The organism is Lentzea miocenica (assembly GCF_033949945.1).
Classification (GTDB): domain Bacteria; phylum Actinomycetota; class Actinomycetes; order Mycobacteriales; family Pseudonocardiaceae; genus Lentzea; species Lentzea miocenica.
Window position 1 is genome coordinate 1 of the sequence record NZ_JAXAVW010000073.1, and the last position, 17,268, is coordinate 17,268.

General features: G+C 67.6%; 13 protein-coding genes, 2 tRNA genes and 1 riboswitch. Of the genes, 3 read left to right on the forward strand and 12 right to left on the reverse strand.

Going from position 1 to position 17,268, the window contains the following annotated elements; translation table 11 throughout:
- Nucleotides 1-170: 170 nt before the first annotated feature.
- The 3 genes from SK803_RS45765 to SK803_RS45775 form a co-directional block, all read right to left on the reverse strand.
- Nucleotides 171-243, reverse strand: a tRNA-Glu gene (locus SK803_RS45765).
- A gap of 85 nt (nucleotides 244-328) precedes the next feature.
- Nucleotides 329-400 (reverse strand) — tRNA-Gln (locus SK803_RS45770).
- Between the two features lie 148 nt (nucleotides 401-548).
- A complete protein-coding gene (locus SK803_RS45775) occupies nucleotides 549-1,286 on the reverse strand; it encodes an HAD family hydrolase (RefSeq protein ID WP_319972540.1) in 738 nt (245 codons plus the stop codon).
- Between the two features lie 387 nt (nucleotides 1,287-1,673).
- Between SK803_RS45775 and SK803_RS45780 the strand changes: the two genes are divergently transcribed.
- Nucleotides 1,674-2,930, forward strand: a complete 1,257-nt coding sequence (locus SK803_RS45780; protein ID WP_319972541.1) for an FAD-dependent oxidoreductase — start codon at nucleotides 1,674-1,676, stop codon at nucleotides 2,928-2,930.
- Here SK803_RS45780 and SK803_RS45785 read toward each other — a convergent pair.
- The 6 genes from SK803_RS45785 to SK803_RS45810 form a co-directional block, all read right to left on the reverse strand.
- Nucleotides 2,920-3,579: a response regulator transcription factor gene (locus tag SK803_RS45785; RefSeq protein ID WP_319972542.1), complete on the reverse strand. Its 660-nt coding sequence runs from the start codon at nucleotides 3,577-3,579 to the stop codon at nucleotides 2,920-2,922. The genes SK803_RS45780 and SK803_RS45785 overlap by 11 nt on opposite strands.
- Before the next feature lie 67 nt (nucleotides 3,580-3,646).
- Nucleotides 3,647-4,405, reverse strand: coding sequence for a fumarylacetoacetate hydrolase family protein (locus SK803_RS45790; RefSeq protein WP_319972543.1), 759 nt, complete (start codon nucleotides 4,403-4,405; stop codon nucleotides 3,647-3,649).
- Nucleotides 4,406-4,408: 3 nt separating this feature from the next.
- Nucleotides 4,409-5,998, reverse strand: a complete 1,590-nt coding sequence (gene cimA / locus SK803_RS45795) for a citramalate synthase (protein ID WP_319972544.1) — start codon at nucleotides 5,996-5,998, stop codon at nucleotides 4,409-4,411.
- Between the two features lie 306 nt (nucleotides 5,999-6,304).
- Nucleotides 6,305-7,282, reverse strand: a complete 978-nt coding sequence (locus SK803_RS45800) for an ABC transporter substrate-binding protein (RefSeq protein ID WP_319972545.1) — start codon at nucleotides 7,280-7,282, stop codon at nucleotides 6,305-6,307.
- Entirely contained in the window at nucleotides 7,279-8,019 is a 741-nt protein-coding gene (locus tag SK803_RS45805) for an ABC transporter ATP-binding protein (protein ID WP_319972546.1), read from the reverse strand. Before SK803_RS45805 ends, SK803_RS45800 begins: the two co-directional genes overlap by 4 nt.
- Nucleotides 8,019-9,041, reverse strand: a complete 1,023-nt coding sequence (locus tag SK803_RS45810) for a FecCD family ABC transporter permease (protein WP_319972547.1) — start codon at nucleotides 9,039-9,041, stop codon at nucleotides 8,019-8,021. Before SK803_RS45810 ends, SK803_RS45805 begins: the two co-directional genes overlap by 1 nt.
- A gap of 48 nt (nucleotides 9,042-9,089) precedes the next feature.
- Nucleotides 9,090-9,225: riboswitch (cobalamin riboswitch) on the reverse strand.
- 26 nt (nucleotides 9,226-9,251) lie between these two features.
- On the opposite strand from SK803_RS45810, the gene SK803_RS45815 reads away from it, so the two are divergent.
- Together SK803_RS45815 and SK803_RS45820 are read left to right on the forward strand one after the other, a co-directional pair.
- Nucleotides 9,252-9,782 carry a hypothetical protein gene (locus SK803_RS45815; protein ID WP_319972548.1) on the forward strand — a complete coding sequence of 177 codons (531 nt, stop codon included), beginning with the start codon at nucleotides 9,252-9,254 and terminating at the stop codon, nucleotides 9,780-9,782.
- Nucleotides 9,783-9,913: 131 nt separating this feature from the next.
- Entirely contained in the window at nucleotides 9,914-10,333 is a 420-nt protein-coding gene (locus SK803_RS45820; protein WP_319972549.1) for a YciI family protein, read from the forward strand.
- A 190-nt stretch (nucleotides 10,334-10,523) separates the two neighbouring features.
- On the opposite strand, the gene SK803_RS45825 is transcribed toward SK803_RS45820, so the two are convergent.
- The 3 genes from SK803_RS45825 to serA all read right to left on the reverse strand — a co-directional run bounded on the left by SK803_RS45825 (nucleotide 10,524) and on the right by serA (nucleotide 16,956).
- Entirely contained in the window at nucleotides 10,524-11,561 is a 1,038-nt protein-coding gene (locus tag SK803_RS45825) for a 3-isopropylmalate dehydrogenase (RefSeq protein WP_319972550.1), read from the reverse strand.
- 289 nt (nucleotides 11,562-11,850) lie between these two features.
- Nucleotides 11,851-15,123 (reverse strand): S8 family serine peptidase, encoded by a 3,273-nt coding sequence (locus tag SK803_RS45830; RefSeq protein WP_406601677.1) that lies wholly within the window; start codon nucleotides 15,121-15,123, stop codon nucleotides 11,851-11,853.
- A gap of 243 nt (nucleotides 15,124-15,366) precedes the next feature.
- A complete protein-coding gene (gene serA / locus SK803_RS45835) occupies nucleotides 15,367-16,956 on the reverse strand; it encodes a phosphoglycerate dehydrogenase (protein ID WP_319972552.1) in 1,590 nt (529 codons plus the stop codon).
- Between the last annotated feature and the right edge of the window lie 312 nt (nucleotides 16,957-17,268).

Sequence of the window (17,268 nt, forward strand, 5' to 3'; positions counted from 1 at the left end):
AGACCAAACGCGCCCACGACACCGGCACCCGCCACACCGGCCCAGCCACGATCACCCTCACAACCGCAGCATGATCAACACAAGCTAAGTGGCATTGGGGCTCGGCCCCCAGAGGACAATGCGAAAGAGGCCTGTCAGCGCTTTCCGCTGACAGGCCTCTAACACCTCTGTAGCCCCGAAGGGATTCGAACCCTCGCTACCGCCTTGAGAGGGCGGCGTCCTAGGCCGCTAGACGACGGGGCCCTAGAACTTCTTGCTGGATGAACCTTATCAGATCGCTCTGTCCGGTCCAAATCCGGCTATTCAGTTCTTATTTCTTGTCTTGCAGCTGGGGTACCAGGACTCGAACCTAGACTAACTGAACCAGAATCAGTCGTGCTGCCAATTACACCATACCCCAATGGCTTCACGATCACTTCGGTTCTCACTGGGAGTTCCGAGGTGCTCGTTGCTGCCGGGAGAAATACTAGACCACGCCCCCACCAGAAGTGAAATCGGCCCCCACCCGCAGGCAAACACGCAGGTGAGGGCCGGTCTCCGAGGTCTTCTCAGGCGTTGGCCGCGGAGAGCTCGCAGACGAGCAGCTCCGGCAGTTCCGCGAGCGACGTGATCGAGGACAGTCCGGCGGGCAACGAGCCACCGGTCGGACCTGTCCGATTGATCCAGACTCCGTGCATTCCGGCGTCGCGCGCCCCGATGGCGTCGGCGTGCAGGCGGTCTCCCACGTGGACGGTGTCGCCCGGCGAAACCCCCAGTGCCAGGCAGGCCGTGTGGAAGATCACCCGGTCCGGCTTGGCGCAGCCCACCTCGCCGGCGATCAGCACGGTGTCGAAGTACGACGAGAGGCCCAGCTGGGCGATCTTCACGCGCTGGTGGCGGCCGGAGGCGTTGCTGATCGCGGCGATCGGGAGGCCCGTGGCGCGCAGCCAGTCGAGCATCGGGATCACGTCGGGGAACAGGCACCAGCCGGCCGAGAGGACGTCCTGGCGGGCCAGCTCGCGACGGGTGGCTTCCTCCAGCGTCAACTCCTCGCCGAGGGCGGAGAAGAAGGCTTGTGTGCGGATGTTGCGCATCGACTCGTACTGGAGCTCACCGGCCAGCTGGCGGGTGACGTGGTCGTCGGTGATTCGCTGCCACAACGACCAGGCGTCGGCGTTACCGACCATCGATGCCAACGCGGCGCGCGAAGAAGTGCTGTAGTCGACAAGTGTGTCGTCGACGTCCAGGCACACAGCGCGGATCTCGCCGGTTCTCTTACGCGTGAAAGTCGGGGACGCAGTTGTCACCCCGTGAGGCTAGGTGCGACGGGCCCTCGTCCGATTCGGCTAACGAGGTGATTCCTATAGGTCCTTGCACGATCAAGCCGACCTTGAGGCCCCGAACGAACTAGTCAGACTCCTCCGAGCGCCGAAAGCAATCACCCGGTCGAGTGTTGTTCGGCAGTTCCGGTACCTCTGCCCGAACGGGCGGTTCCGCGAGCGCGACACCTTAGCTCCCGCGGCGACGTTGTGTCCTTGTCGCAACCGTTTCGAGGCCTTGTTTCCCAGACAGTCCACAAAGGACCACGCCTGGACGGGCCGGGAGATCCACGCCACTCGAAACCCGGCTTGACGCAAACGGCGATCACGAGCATCCTGAGTTTATTCAACAACGGTTGAAATGAGGGGATCGACATGGAGAGGACAACCTGCCTCGTCGTCGGAGGCGGACCTGCGGGAATGGTGCTGGGGCTGCTGCTCGCCCGCGGCGGCGTCGAGGTCACGGTGCTGGAGAAGCACGCCGACTTCCTGCGCGACTTCCGCGGCGACACGGTGCACGCGTCCACGCTCACGCTGATGGACGAGCTGGGGCTCGGGCCGGCGTTCGAGCAGGTGCCGCACCAGACCGTCGACAAGCTGGAAGCACTGCTCGACGGCGGGAAACGGGCGGCGATCGCCGATCTGAGCCGGCTTCCCGGTGCGCACAAGCACATCGCGATGGTGCCGCAGTGGGATTTTCTCGACCTGCTGGCGGATGCGGGCAAACTCGAACCGACGTTCACGCTGCGGATGAACACCGAGGTCACCTCGATCACCAAGAGCGGCAACAGGGTCACCGGCGTGAAGTACCGGGACCGCGTCGACGGCCGCGAGGGCGAGTTCGCCGCCGACCTCGTGGTGGCGGCGGACGGACGGAGCTCGATCCTGCGCGACGCCGTGGATCTGCCGGTCTACCGGTTCGGCGCTCCGATGGACGTCTGGTGGTTCCGCTTGCCGCGCAACGAAAGCGACCCGGTCAAGGGCGGCGCGGGCCGGTTCAGCGCGGGCAGCGCGCTCGTGCTGATCCCGCGTGGCGAGTACTTCCAGTGCGCCTTCCTGATCCGCAAGGGAACGGACGAGAAGGTGCGCGCGGAGGGCGTCGAGAAGTTCCGGGAACGCGTGGTCACGCTCGTGCCGTGGCTCGCCGACCGGGTCGGCAACCTCACCGACCTCGACGAGGTGAAGCTGCTCGACGTGAAGCTGGACCGGTTGCGGCAGTGGCACGTCGACGGACTGTTGTGCATCGGTGACGCCGCGCACGCGATGTCGCCGGTCGGCGGCGTGGGCATCAACCTCGCCGTGCAGGACGCGGTGGCGGCCGCCACCCTGCTCGCGAAGCCGTTGCGGGAGGGCACCGTCAGCCGTGCCGCGCTCGCGAAGGTGCGCAGGCGCCGGCTGTTCCCGACCGTGGTGATCCAGACGATGCAGCGGGTCATCCACCGGCTGTTCCTCGGCCGCAAGCTCAACAGCACCGAGACCGTGTCGTCGACCGGGATGCCGTTCATGCTCAAGGTGGCCCAGCGATTCCCGTTCCTGCAGGCGGTACCGGCCTACGTGGTCGCGATCGGGCCGCGGCCGGAACACGCACCGGACTTCGCGCGCAGGGCGCCGCAGACCATCGTCAGGTCGTGACGAAGGCCTCGGAGGACTCGCCGAGCACCATCGCCACGGCGTGGGCGCGGTCGCGGGCGCCCAGCTTGCGCAGAATCGCCTTCACGTGGGTCTTCACGGTGTCGTTGCTGATGAAGAGCCGCTGAGCGATGCGCGCGTTGTCCATGCCCTTCGCCATCTCGGCCAGCACGTCGAACTCGCGGGCCGACAGCCGGCCGAGCGAGGCGGGCGGAGGCATCCGCGACGGCAGGCGCGCGAGCGACCCGACCCGCGCGTCGATGGTGGCGGGAGCACCCCGCACGGCGGCCATGATCAGCGGTAACAGTTCGGCCACGGGTGAGGTTTTCAGCAGGTAGGCGACCGCGCCGGCGTCCAGGGCGGCGCGGGCCCAGCTCGGACTGTCCGCATTGGACAAGACGACGACACGGGCGCTCGGCCGGTACTGCGCGGTGTCCCGCACGGTGCGCAGCGGTCCGGCGCCCGGCACGTCGAAGTCCGTGACGACCAGGTCCACCAGGACGCCGCGCAGACAGCGCGCGGCGTCGGCCACGGTGTGGGCAATACCCACAACGCGGAAGCAGTGCGTGCGGTGCAGGGAGAGTCGCAGCCCCTCGGTGATGAGCTGCGAACCGTCGACGAGCAACACACGGGTGGACGCCAGGTCCGTCATGACACCGGGAAGTTACTAGTGGGTACCCCGGTGCGTAACCTGCCGGGCGCCTGATTGCTCCGTATGGCTACCTATTTGCGACCGGATTGGTGAGCGTGCCAAGGCCATCCACAGTCACCGAGACCGTCTGTCCGGCCTTCATCGGCCCGACGCCCGCCGGCGTGCCGGTCAGGATCACGTCGCCGGGAAGCAGCGTCATGATGGCCGAGACGTACTCGATGAGCGACGGAATGTCGTGCACCATCAACGAAGTACGCCCGTCCTGTTTGACTTCCCCGTCAACTTCGGTGACGACGCGGACGTCGGACGGATCGAACTCCGTTTCGATGAACGGACCCATCGGGCAGAACGAGTCAAAACCCTTGGCACGCGTGAATTGCACGTCCTTCTTCTGCAGGTCGCGGGCCGTGACATCGTTGGCGATGGTGTACCCCATCACCACGCCGGCGGCCTTGGCCCTGGGCACGTCGCGGCAGGGCTGGCCGATGATGACCGCCAGCTCGCCCTCGAAGTCCACTCGTTCGGACGCGGCCGGGAGCTTGATCTCCACGTTCGGGCCGACGACCGAGGTGTTGGGCTTGAAGAAGATCAACGGCTCCGCGGGGACCTCGTTGCCGAGTTCCGCGGCGTGGTCGGCGTAGTTGCGGCCAACACCGATGATCTTGGTCGGGAGGATCGGCGCCAGCAGCCTGACGTCGGCCAACGGCCACTTGCGACCGGTGAAGGTGGGGTTGCCGAAGGGGTGTTCGGCGATCTCTGCGGCTTCCTCACCCTGCACGGCGACAAATGCGACACCTTGCGGATGAGCGATTCGGGCGATACGCACGTACTACATCGTAGACCGCATGGACTTGTGCACCAGCGCGTCGCACAGCGCGAGCCAGGAAGCCTCGACGATGTTCCCGTGCACACCGACCGTGGTCCACTCGCGTTCGCCGTCGGTCGACTCCACCAGCACGCGCGTCACGGCGTCCGTACCGGGGTGCTCGGTGAGGATGCGCACCTTGTAGTCGGCCAGCTCCACAGTGTCCAACCAGGACAGATGCGGCAGCAACGCCTTGCGCAGGGCGGCGTCGAGCGCGTGCACGGGACCGTTGCCCTCGGCGGTCGCGATGACCCGCTCCCCCGCCACGTGCACCTTGACCGTGGCCTCGGACACGATCTCGCCGTCCGAGCGGTGGTCCAGCACGACCCGGTAGGACTCCAGCGTGAACGGGGGCGGACCGTCCAGTTCGGACAGCTCGTTGCGCAGCAGCAGTTCCAGCGACGCGTCGGCCGCCTCGAACGACCAGCCCTTGGACTCCAGCTCCTTCACGCGGCTGAGAGCGCTCCCAACCTCGGTTGACCGGCCGGCCAGGTCGAGCCCGAACTCACGTCCCTTGAGTTCGATGCTCGCCCGACCGGCCATCTCGGTGACCAGCACCCGCATGTCGTTGCCGACGATGTCCGGATCGATGTGGTTGTACAGCTCCGGATCCACCTTGATCGCGCTCGCGTGCAGACCCGCCTTGTGAGCGAATGCTGACGACCCGACATATGCCTGGTGGGTGTCGGGTGCGATGTTCGCGATCTCGGCCAACGCATGGGAGACACGGGTGAGCTCGGCCAGCGCCCCGGTCGGGAGCACCTCCATGCCGAGCTTGGTCACGAGGTTTCCCACGACGGCGAACAGGTCCGCATTGCCTGCTCGCTCGCCATAACCATTGGCGGTGCACTGAACGTGCGTCGCGCCCGCCTGAACGGCCGCGATGGTGTTCGCCACCGCACAGGACGTGTCGTCCTGACAGTGGATGCCTACTCGGAAACCCGTCTTCTCGACGACCTCGGCGACCGTCTCGGCGAGGTTGAGCGGCAGCTGCCCGCCGTTCGTGTCACACAGCACAACGACGTCCGCGCCACCCTCCACAGCGGACTCCAGCACCCTCAGGCTGGTGTCCGGCGAGAACGCGTACCCGTCGAAGAAGTGCTCGGCGTCGAGGAAAACACGCCTTCCGTGATCCTTGAGGTACTTCACGGTGTCGCGCACCATCTTGAGGTTCTCTTCGGTGTCCGTGCGCAACGCCCGCTCGATGTGCCGGAGGTCCGACTTCGCCACCAGTGTGATCACCGGCGCCTGAGCGTCGAGAAGTGCCTTGACCTGCCGGTCTTCCTCGACCTTGACCCCGGCCTTGCGAGTCGCGCCGAACGCGACCAGCTTGGCGTGCTTGAGCTCCAGATCCCCCGCCGCCGCCCGCGCGAAGAACTCCGTGTCCTTCGGCAACGCGCCGGGCCAGCCACCCTCGATGAACCCCACGCCGAGCCCGTCCAGCAGCCGCGCCACCGCGAGCTTGTCCGTGACGGAGTACGAAATGCCCTCACGTTGTGCGCCATCGCGCAACGTCGTGTCGTAGACGTGGAAGTCGTCGTTCGGGCCGGTCATGGGGGTCATCTCCTCATCCGGGCAAACAAAAAGACCCCCCGCGGGATGCGAGAGGTCTGCGCGTCGGGTGCCAGGGGCGGCAACTACCCGACGCGCTCGTCAATAATGATGGCGGTGTGCTGAGCCATGACGCGGATGCTGCCACAGCTCAGCACGGCGTACCAAGCGCCGGGAGGAAATCTCCCACTATCTGGTCACGGGTTCACGCCTGTGACACGTGCTTCGGCACGGCCACGCGGAGTTTCCACGCGGGCGCGGCGCACGCACGTGGAGCGGCCTGATGGGCGATGCCGCGCGTCCTCCGGCTCACGCACCGGCCAGGAACTTCGCGAACGCCTCGACCGACGCCGGGTTCCGCGGCCCCTCCACCAACGCCGCGTACGGCAACGCGTAGAACCGCTTGTTCTTCACGGCAGGCGAGTTGGCGAGCGGCGCGAACCCCTGCAGGAACGCCTGCTTCTGCTCCGGCGTGTTCGCCTCGCCGTCCGCGTAGTCCACGATCAGCACGACGTCCGGGTTGCGCTGCACGACGGTCTCCCAGTTGACCGTGGTCCAGCTGTCGTTGAGGTCCCCGAAGATGTTGTCGCCGCCGGCCTTCGAGATCACGTCCTGCGGCGCCGCGTTCTTGCCCGACGTGAACGGCTGGTCCTGGCCGCTGTCGTAGAGGAACACCTTGGGCCGCGGCTTGCCGGCCATCAACCGGCCGGCGTTCTCGATCTGCTGCTGGTAGCCCTTGATGAGCTCTTCGGCCTTGGCTTCGACGCGGAAGATCTTCCCGAGGTTGCGCAGGTCCGTGTACAGCGCGTCGAGGGCGGGCATGATGCCGCGCTGGTTGCCGACGCCGTTGCGGCACGCCTCGGTGAGTTGGTAGGTGCCGATGCCGAGTTGCTTCAACGCGTCCGGCGTGAAGCCGGTGCTCTCGCTGAAGCCGTAGTTCCAGCCGGCGAACACGAGATCGGCGTTGACGCCCTGCACGACCTCCTTGGAGATCTTGTCGGACAGGTGCTTCGCGGTGTCGAAGTCGGATTTCCACGGGGAGGTGCGCAGGTCCACGGTGTCGCTGCCGTTCACGACGTAGCCCGCCATGCGGTCCTTGAGGCCCAGCGCGAACATCAGCTCGGTGATGCCCGTGTCGTTGGTGACCACTTTGGACGGCACCTTGTCGAACGTCACCTGCTGGCCGCAGTTCGTGACGGTCACCGGGTCGGACGCGGACGTGTCCTGTGCGACCGTGGCGCCGCAGCCGGAGAGCAGGAGCACGGCGGCGCAGAAAGCGGTTCTCAAGGGGTGACCTCCTGGTCGAACAGGAGTTGGGGAACTCCCGTGGTGGGATGACGGACGACGTGCGCCGTGACGTGGAAGACCTTGGCGATCAGCTCGGGCACCAGGACCTCTTCCGGCGTGCCGGACGCGACCAGGCGGCCTTCGTCGAGCACGTACAACCTGTCGCAGTAGGACGCGGCGAGGTTCAGGTCGTGCAGGACGGTCAGGACGGTGACGCCCAGGCCGCGGGCGAGCGACAGCACGTCCAGCTGGTGGCGGATGTCGAGGTGGTTGGTCGGCTCGTCCAGCACGAGGACGCGCGGTTCCTGGGCGATCGCGCGCGCGATGAGCACGCGCTGCCGTTCGCCACCGGAGAGGCTGAGGTAGCTGCGCCCGGAGAGGTGCGTGACGTCCACTGTGGCCAGTGCGGCAGCGACCACCCTCGAATCCCGGGCGGGGTCGCGGTCGTGCGGCAGCCTGCCCATCTCCACCACCTCGGCCACGGTGAAGTCGAACTCCACCTGCGACTCCTGGGTGAGGGCGGAGAGGTCGCGGGCGATGTTGTGTCGTTTGTGGACGTTCTCGCCGTCGAGCAGGACGGTGCCGGCGTGCGGTTTCAGCGAGCGGTAGACGCAGCGCAGGGTGGTCGACTTGCCGCTGCCGTTCGGGCCGACGATGCCGACTACCTCGTTCGAGGCGTGCAGCGTGATGTCCTCGATGATGTTCCGGACGGTGACGCCGGTGAGCTCGACGCGCATCAGCGGCCGCCGAACACGTACGACTTGCGGCGCATCAGGAAGATGAAGCACGGAACGCCCAGCGCGGCCGTGATGACGCCGAGCGGCAGCTCTTCCGGTGCCGCGAGCATCCGGGCGGCCACGTCGACCCAGACCAGGAACGAGGCTCCGGCGAGTGGTGCCAGGGCCAGCACCTTGCGGTGGTCGGCGCCCACGACCATGCGGGTGAGGTGCGGCAGCATCAGGCCCACGAAGCCCACCGCGCCGCTGACCGCCACCAGCACGCCGGTGATGGCCGCGGTGACGATGAACAGGTGCGTGCGGAACCGGTTCACCTCGACGCCGAGTGTGGTCGCGGTCTCGTCGCCCATCGCCAGGGCGTTCAGCGGCCGCGCTTTGGTCAGCAGGTAGACGATGCCGAGCACGGTCACCGCGGTGGCGATCGGCAGCGACTGCCAGGTCGCGCCGCCGAGGCTGCCGAGCAACCAGAACATGGCCGCCCGCGCCGCCTCACCGTGCGGCGCCTGGAACACCAGCAGCATCGCCACGGCGGAGAAGCCGTACGCCAGCGCGGTTCCGGTCAGCACGAGCCGCAACGGGGTGAGGCCCCGGCTGGTGCGCGCGGTGATGTAGACCAGCGCGGTGGCGCCGAGACCCGTCAGGAACGCGCCGGTCGACAGCGCGTAGACACCGAGGCCGGACAACACTCCGAGCGTCGCCACCGCGGTCGCGCCGACGCTCGCGCCCGATGAGATGCCGAGCACATAAGGGTCCGCCAGCGCGTTGCGGACCATCGCCTGGATGGCGACACCGACCGTGCTGAGGCCGGCGCCCACCACCGCGGCCAGCAGGACGCGGGGAAGCCGGATGTCCCAGACGATGTGGTACTGCCCGGCGAGGTCGGCGGGGATGGTGCCGCCGGTCAGGGCCGCCCACAGCAGGTCGAGGGTGGCACCGAACGGAACGGAGACGGGGCCGAGCGCCACGCCGGCGACGATGCTGACGGCGAGCACGCCGACGAGCGCGCTGATCTTCCCGAGCACGGTGTTGATCGCTGGGTCCCTTCCCGCAGTCCACGGCAGGAGTCGGAGGTTCTCTGCACGCCGTGTGCGGGTATTCGGGCTCGTCCCTGGCTCAGGGACCTACCGTTGCGGGTCAGCGCCGGACTCAGACCGGACTTCCCCCGTGCACGACTCCCGCACTGTAACCCACGAACGTCTGCACAAAACCACGGTGAGTTGCGTCTGGTGGGCATGGACCTGGGAGAGCGAAGACGGCTGCGGCGCGAGCAGCTGCGGACCGAGCACGGCACCACCGAGGTGATCCACAGGGACGACCCCCGCGTTGCCGTGCTCGTGGTCACCCTGGTGATCGCGGGCTCCATGATCGGTGGTTTCGCCCACATGCCGATCGGCACCGCGCTGAACGACCTCTACTGCACGCCTGAGTCCTGCACGGCGCTGCCGCAGGTGCTGACCGGCTGGGCGATCGCGGTGGCGCCGCTGCCGGTGTACCTCTGGCACCGCACCGCGGCCCTTTACCTGGGAGTGTTCCTGGGCGGCTTCATGGGCACGCTGTTCATCACGTCCAACCAGGACATCCCGGTCGACGTCAACCCGATCACCGGCCTCTGGGCGCTGCCGCTGACCTACTTCCTGGTGGGAATGCTGTTCGTGCCGTTCACCATCGGCATCGCGTGGTTGGTCAGGCCGGCCCGGCGAGTGGCGGCCGTGGCCGTCCCGCACTGGTTGCTGCTGGCCGGCCTGATCTTGTGGCTGGCCTGACCTGCTCGACCAGACCGCACGCGAAAAAGATCTTCGAAAATTTCCGAGGGCGGTGTCGATCCGCCGCGGAGCCCGTTCGACCTGTGGATGCCAAGGGGCTGAGCGGCCCCGCAGAGACACAGGGAGACACCGTGAAGTACATGCTGATCATGCGCGCCACCGACGAGGCCTTCGCGAACATGGGCGAGTTCGACTTCGACAAGATGCTGGAGACGGTCGGCGCGTACAACGAGGAGCTGATCCGCGCCGGTGTCCTGCTGGCCGCGGAAGGTCTCTCCGAGGCGTCCGAGGGCGTCGTCGTCGACTACTCCGCCGAACCCCCGGTCGTCACGGACGGCCCGTACGGCGAGACCAAGGAGCTGTTCAACGGCTTCTACCTGCTCAACGTCTCCTCGAAGGAAGAGGCGATCGAGTGGGCCAAGCGCATGCCGATGACCGGCGCCGGGTTCAAGACCGAGATCCGCAGGGTGCCGACGATCGACGAGTTCCCGCAGGACAACGAGTGGATCCAGAAGGAGCGCGCGTGGCGTGAGGCCAACGGCCAGCTCTGATCAGCGCGGGAGACGCCGAAGCCCCGGCCGGGAGATACCGGCCGGGGCTTCAAAAGACCGGCGTGAACCGCACGCGGAACTTGAGGTCCTGGCGCTTGCTGTCCCTCGCGGCGATCCACCACTCCCCGGCCCGACGACCCGGCCCCGGCACCACAGGGGTGCAGGGGCCGGAGAAGCCTTGCGGAGAACGTCAGCCAGTGCGCACGTTCGACGACACGAGTGCCGCGAGACGATCGCCGATGGCGTAGGTGGCCCCAGGCGACTGGTGGTCCCTGGTCGCGAGATCAAAGGCCACGGAGGCCTCGATCCGGCGCGCCGACTCGTGCTCGCCCAGGTGGTCGAGCAGCAACGCCACCGACAGCACCGCGGCGGTCGGGTCCGCGATGCCCTGGCCCGCGATGTCCGGTGCCGAGCCGTGCACGGGCTCGAACATCGACGGGTTGCGCCGCGTCACGTCCATGTTTCCCGACGCGGCCAGGCCGATGCCACCCGTGACGGCGGCGGCGAGGTCGGTCAGGATGTCGCCGAACAGGTTGTCCGTCACGATCACGTCGTAACGGCCAGGGTCGGTGACCAGGTGGATCGTTGCCGCGTCGACGTGCTGGTACGCCACGGTGACGTCCGGGTGCTGCAACGAGACCTCCTCCACCACGCGCGACCACAACGAGCCGGCGTGCGTGAGGACGTTCGTCTTGTGCACCAGCGTCAGGTGGCGACGCGGACGGTTCGCCGCGCGGGCGAAGGCGTCACGAACAACGCGCTCCACGCCGAACGACGTGTTGATCGAGACCTCGGTCGCGATCTCGTGCGGGGTGTCCTTGCGGAGCAAACCGCCGTTGCCCGCGTACGGGCCCTCGGTGCCCTCGCGGACCACCACCATGTCGATCTCCGGCGGGTCCGCGAGCGGGCTGCGGACGCCGGGGTAGAGACGGGCGGGGCGGAGGTTCACGTGGTGGTCGAGCTCGAACCGGAGACGCAGCAACAGCCCGCGCTCCAGAATTCCGCTCGGCACCGACGGGTCGCCCACCGCGCCGAGCAGGATCGCGTCGTGCTGGCGAAGCTCTCCCAGCACCGACTCGGGCAACAACTCTCCCGTGGCGTGCCAGCGCGCCGCGCCGAGGTCGTAGCGAGTGATCTCGGCCGCCGGAACGACCTCGCCGAGGACCTTCAGGGCCTCAGCGATGACCTCGGGCCCGATCCCGTCTCCTGGGATCACTGCGAGCCGCATCCACACACCTCCCAGGTGTCAGTCCCCAATTAGTGGGACTACTTTCCTTCGCGAAAGGCTACCGGCATCCCGGCCACTCGCCGCATGCCGGACACCCCATCGGGGTGTTCTCTCCCGTACTGCGGGACACCCACACGGCCCATTCCCCACTTTCGAGTGTCACTCGACCGCAGGAACGGGGTCGCGTCAAGGGGTGACACCCCCATCGCAGCCCGCGTTCACCAAACGCACGCGGGGACCTTTCGTACCGTCATGCAGTACGAAAGGCCCCCGCGTGCGGCTTGGCGAGCTAGTAGGCGGAGCCGCGTCCGCCCGACTTCACCAGGACGACCGACGCGCGGTCGCCGTTGGCGTTGTGGTGGTTGAGCACCAGCAGTCCGTCGGACTTGTCGGCCTTCAGCGAGGCCTCGTTCTTGTTCACCACGAGCGCGGTGCCCGGCTTGGCGAGGTACGAGAGCGCCGCGTCGCCGCCACCCTGCGCCCACAGACCCGGCTTGAGCGGGTCGAAGGACAGGTTGCGGTCGATGACGTCGACCAGCTTGTTCGCGTTGCCCGGCGCGGCGTAGTAGCCACCGACGCCCACGACGTACGAGATGCGCGACGTGTCCTTCGACGGGTCGATGCCCAGTGCCGTGAGCAGCACCGGCAGGACCACGACGTTGGTGTCCTGGACGTTCGCGTCGACGTCGCCGAACAGGCCGTTGACACCCTGGATGTCGACCGTCTCGCCCGTCTTCAGGTTCACCGTGGACGCGACCAGCAGGTCGGTGTCGGTCAGGCGGGTCGCGAACGTCTCGAAGTCCGCGGTGCCGTCACCGTTGGTGTCGATGTCGACGAACGGGATGGTGTTCTTGCCCAGGTTGTACCAGTTGCCCCAGGTCGCGACACCGAACGCGAGCAGCGAGTCGTCTGGCTTGCCCTGCGCCTTGGCGAGCGGGGCCGTGGAGGCCGCGCCGACGTAGCGCAGGTCGCCGCCCTTGGCGGTCTCGTTGAGCGCGCAGTTCTCGGTGACGTTGCGCTTGCAGTCGCGCAGCTTCGGCGACTGGGCCTGCAGCTCGAGGACGCTGATCAGCGAGCGGTAGGCCTGCGAGCCCGTGCCCTGGTCGACGCCCTTGCCGGTCAGGTTCAGGATCGCCTGCTTGTCGGTGCCCCGGAACTTCAGGCTGGAGGCGGTCTTGATGTCCGCCACCGGCTTCGGCGCCGAGTAGACCGACAGGCGCAGCGGCACCGTGGCACCGACGGTCGGCGTGAGGGTCACGCGACCGGAGGCGTCCGCGAGGAACTGCCGCGGCACGTCGAGCTGGGTGGGCTCGACGGTCGAGTCGACCGTCTTGCGCAGCGCCTTCGGGTCGTCGATCTTCAGGGTGACCTTGACCTTCGCGATGCCGCGCGGGCTCAGCTTCACCTTGTCCTGCGAGAGCACGTAGCTCACGCCGGGGATCGACGTGGCGGCCGTGTAGCCGACCTTGTACTCGACGGCCTTCGTGGACTTGTTGACGATCTTGATCGTCTTGGTCTTCGAGACCGGCTTGGAGACCTCGACGACACCGAAGTTCGCGCTGACGTAGCCGGGGTCGTCCTCGACGTAGGCCAGGACCTGGTTGTCGATCGCGGACTTGCCGTCCACGCGGCCGGTGCCGACGCGGTTGGGAGCGAAGGTCCTGCCGTCCTCCTTCACGTCCGCACCCGCGGTGTTCATGATCGAGGCCTTGACCTCTTCCAGCGTCCAGTCCGGGTGCGTCTGGCGCACCAGGGCCGCGATGCCGGCGACGTGCGGGGACGCCATCGACGTACCGGAGATCACCAGGCGGTCGTTGCCGGAACCGACGGCGGTCGACGAGATCGTGTCACCGGGCGCAGCGACGTCCGGCTTGATCGACTGACCGCGGGTGCCACGGCTGGTGAACGCGCTCGGGGTGTCCGAAATGGACTGGTCGAACGTCGACACCGTGGTGCGCAGGACGCCTGCCAGGCGAACGGTCAGCGTGCCCGCGTCCAGCAGCGGGCGCACCTGGTTGGTGGCGTCGCCGGTGAACTGGAAGACCGGGATGGTCGCGTTGCCCGCGATGCCCGCGTTGAAGTTGTTCAAAGTGGACGAAAGCACCACGCCCGCGGCACCGGCGGCCTGCGCGTTGTTGGTGCGGCCACCGGAACCACAACGGCGCGTCGCGTCGTTGTCGTCCCACTCGAGCCACACGTACTTGCCCGCGAGGGCCTCGGTGATCGGCTGGCAGCCGTCGAGGTTGCCGGCCTGGGTCAGCTTCACGACCGGCAGGGTCTTGTCGTAGTTCAGGTAGCCGGTGAAGTTCTGGCTGTACTGGCCGGGCTTCGCCTGGCCGTTCGCCTCGGCGCCGTCCCGCAGCACGAACGAGTCGCGCGTGGAGGCGACGGTCAGCGCCTCGGGCGTGTTGCCCGGCGAGCCGCCGATGTCGTAGAGGTCGCCGCCGTTGCCCGCGGAGAAGACCGGCATGACGCCGACCTTGTACAGCTTCTTGACGAAGAGGCTGTCGGGGTCGTCCGGTGCGCCGTAGTCGGAGCCGAGCGACAGGTTGACCACGTCGAGGTGGTCGGAGAAGTCGCCGTCGCCGTCGGGGTCGAGCGACCAGTCGAGCGCCTGCGAGGTGACGTTGGTCGAACCGTCGCAGCCGAAGACCTTCAGCGCGTAGACCAGGGCCTTCGGCGCGGTGCCCGGGCCGATCTTCATCGCGTTCAGCTCGTCGGCGTCGAGCTTGGTGTAGTCGCCCTTGAACGTGCTGCCGTCGGCGTTCTCACCGAAACCGGCCGTGGTGCCCGCGACGTGCGAGCCGTGGCCGTTGCAGTCGATGGGGTTCGGGTCCGGCTTCGGCGTGTTGATCGCCGGGTCGGTGCTCTCGCCGTCGTACTCCTCGCCGACGAAGTCGTAACCACCGACGACCTTCGCGGTCGGGAAGTTCGGGTCCGCCGCGCGCGGGTTGACGGCGCGGAACGCGTCGACCGTGCCGGGACCACCGAAGTTCGCGTGCGTGTAGTCGACGCCGGTGTCGATGATGCCGACCCGGACGTCGTCACCGAGCTTGCCGTACTGCTGCCAGACGTTGAGCGTCCTGGTGAGCTGCACGGCGTTGGAGTTCTGGCGCTTCTTCGGCACGACCGGGTAGACCGCGACGACGTCCGAACGGTTCGCGAGCTCGCGAACCTTCTGCGCGTCGGCCTTCACGACGACGCCGGGGACGCCGTTGGAGGTGCGGTAGAGCTCCTTCGTCCTGGTGTCCGCGCTCTTGAGCTGGCCGACGACCTGATCCGCGGTGGCGGACACGTCGCTCTTCGCCTGCTTGGCGGCCTGCTTCGCGACTTCCTTGCCCTGGCTCTTCTTCTCGTCGAACGCGTCGACGGCCGGCTTGCGGTCCAGCGCGACGAACGCGGTGACCGTGCCGGCGGCCTGCAGCCTGGGAGAAACCTTGAGGTGCAACGCTTTCGCGTCCAACCCGTGTGCACCCTTGACCGGCTGCGCGAGCGGTTCGCTCTGCGCCTGTGCGGTGGCAGGTGCGATCAGCAGTGTGGTGATGGCAGAGAACACCACCAGACTCGATCGTCTCTTCACAACGTTGCCCCAACCGAGGTGTGTGCCTTCGACCCGAATGCAAACCGTGCCGCGCCCTCTACGGCACCGGGTCAACCTCGTGGGGACGCTAATCGCTGATCGTGTGTCTGCGACTGCCCCGAAAGTATGAATGTGGTCTACAGATAGTTGCCTGTTACGACTTCGTTGTGAACGACGATAGCCACGGGAAGGGGACTTTGCCGTCCCCTTCCCGGTTTGTCGTGACTATCCGAAGTCGACACTCCGCACGGTGCGCGCGCCGACAGCGGCACCGATCGGGTCGAGCACCGCGGTGTCGACCGGGCGGTCCACGCGCAGCACCATCACCGCGTCGCTGCCGGTCTGGCTGATCTGTGCGGCCTCGATGTTCACACCGGCCTCGCCGAGCAGCGTGCCGACCGTGCCCATGACACCCGGACGATCCGGGTACTCCAGCAGCAGCACGGTGCCTTCAGCCCTGAGGTCGAAGTTGCGGCCGTTGATGTTCACCAGCTTCTCGACCTGCGCGATGCCGCTGACGGTGCCGGAGACGCTGAACGTGCTGCCGTCCGCGTGCACGGACTTGACCGTGACGAGGCTGCGGTGGTTCGGGCTCTCGGTCTCCTTGACCAGTTCCACGCTGACGCCCAGGTCCGCGGCGAGGCTCGGCGCGTTCACGAACGTCACCTGCGACTCGACGACCTTGGAGAACACCCCGCGCAGCGCGGCGAGCGGCAGGATCTCGACGTCCTCATTGGACAGTTCGCCGCGGACCTCGACGGTGACGCTGGTCGGGGCCTTCGGCGACAGTGCACTGAGGACGGTGCCGAGCTTCTGCACCAGCGGCAGGTACGGGCGGACCTCTTCGCCGACCGCACCACCCTGGACGTTGACGGCGTCCGGCACGAACTCGCCGGCGAGCGCGAGGATGGTGCTCTTCGCGACGTCCGTGCCCGCGCGGTCCTGCGCCTCGGCCGTGGACGCGCCGAGGTGCGGCGTGACGACGATGCCAGGGACGTTGAACAGCGGGCTCTCGGTGGTCGGCTCGGTGGAGAAGACGTCGATTCCGGCGCCGCCGACCTGGCCTTCCTTGACCGCCTCGGCGAGGGCTTCCTCGTCGATGAGGCCACCGCGGGCGGCATTCACGATGATGACGCCGCGCTTGGCCTTGGCCAGCTGCTCAGAGCCGATGAGCCCCTTGGTCTCCGGGGTCTTCGGCAGGTGGATGCTGATGGCGTCGGCGCGCTCGAGGAGCTCCTCGAGGGTGACGAGCTCGATGCCGAGCTGGGCGGCGCGCTGGGCGCTCACGTACGGGTCGTAGGCGATGAGCTCGACACCGAACGCGGCGATGCGCTGCGCGAACAGCTGGCCGATCTTGCCGAGGCCGACCACGCCGACCGTCTTGCCGTTGAGCTCGACGCCGTTGAACTTGCTGCGCTTCCACTCGTGGTTCTGCAGCGTCTCGTGCGCGGCGGGGATCTGCCGCGCGACGCTGAGGAGGAGCGCGACGGCGTGCTCGGCGGCGCTCACGATGTTGGACGTCGGGGCGTTGACGACCATCACGCCGTTCTGCGTGGCGGCCGGGACCTCGACGTTGTCCAGGCCGACGCCCGCGCGGGCCACGACCTTGAGCTTGCGGGTGGCGGCGAACACCTCGGCGTTGACCTGGGTGGCGGACCTGACGAGCAGGGCGTCCGCGTCGGCGACCGCGGCCAGCAGAGCTGCGCGGTCGGTGCCGTCTACGTGGCGCACTTCCACGCCGTCACCGAGAGCGTCCAGAACGGACGGTGCGAGTTTCTCGGCGATGAGGACAACAGGTCGGCTCGTGTCGGTCACGGACATCGCTCCCAGAACGGTCGGATCGTGGGGCGCGGGCGTGGTCGAGGCGGCTGACCCGCGCCGACCGGGCACCGCAATGTGTCCGGACTGTTAACGAGCATAGACAGGGGGGTTGTGTGGGCCTTTGGCGGGTGGCTCAGGTCACTGGTGGTGTCTTGCTGGTTGAGATGGAGATTGCGGTGGCTTGCGCTCGGGGGTGGCGCGACTTTGTCGGGTGGTTGGGTTGCGTTGGGCGTGTCGCGTTTTAGGGATTTCGGGGCTCCGCCCCGGACCCCGCCAATCTGATCAAGGACCTTGTCCACGCCACCG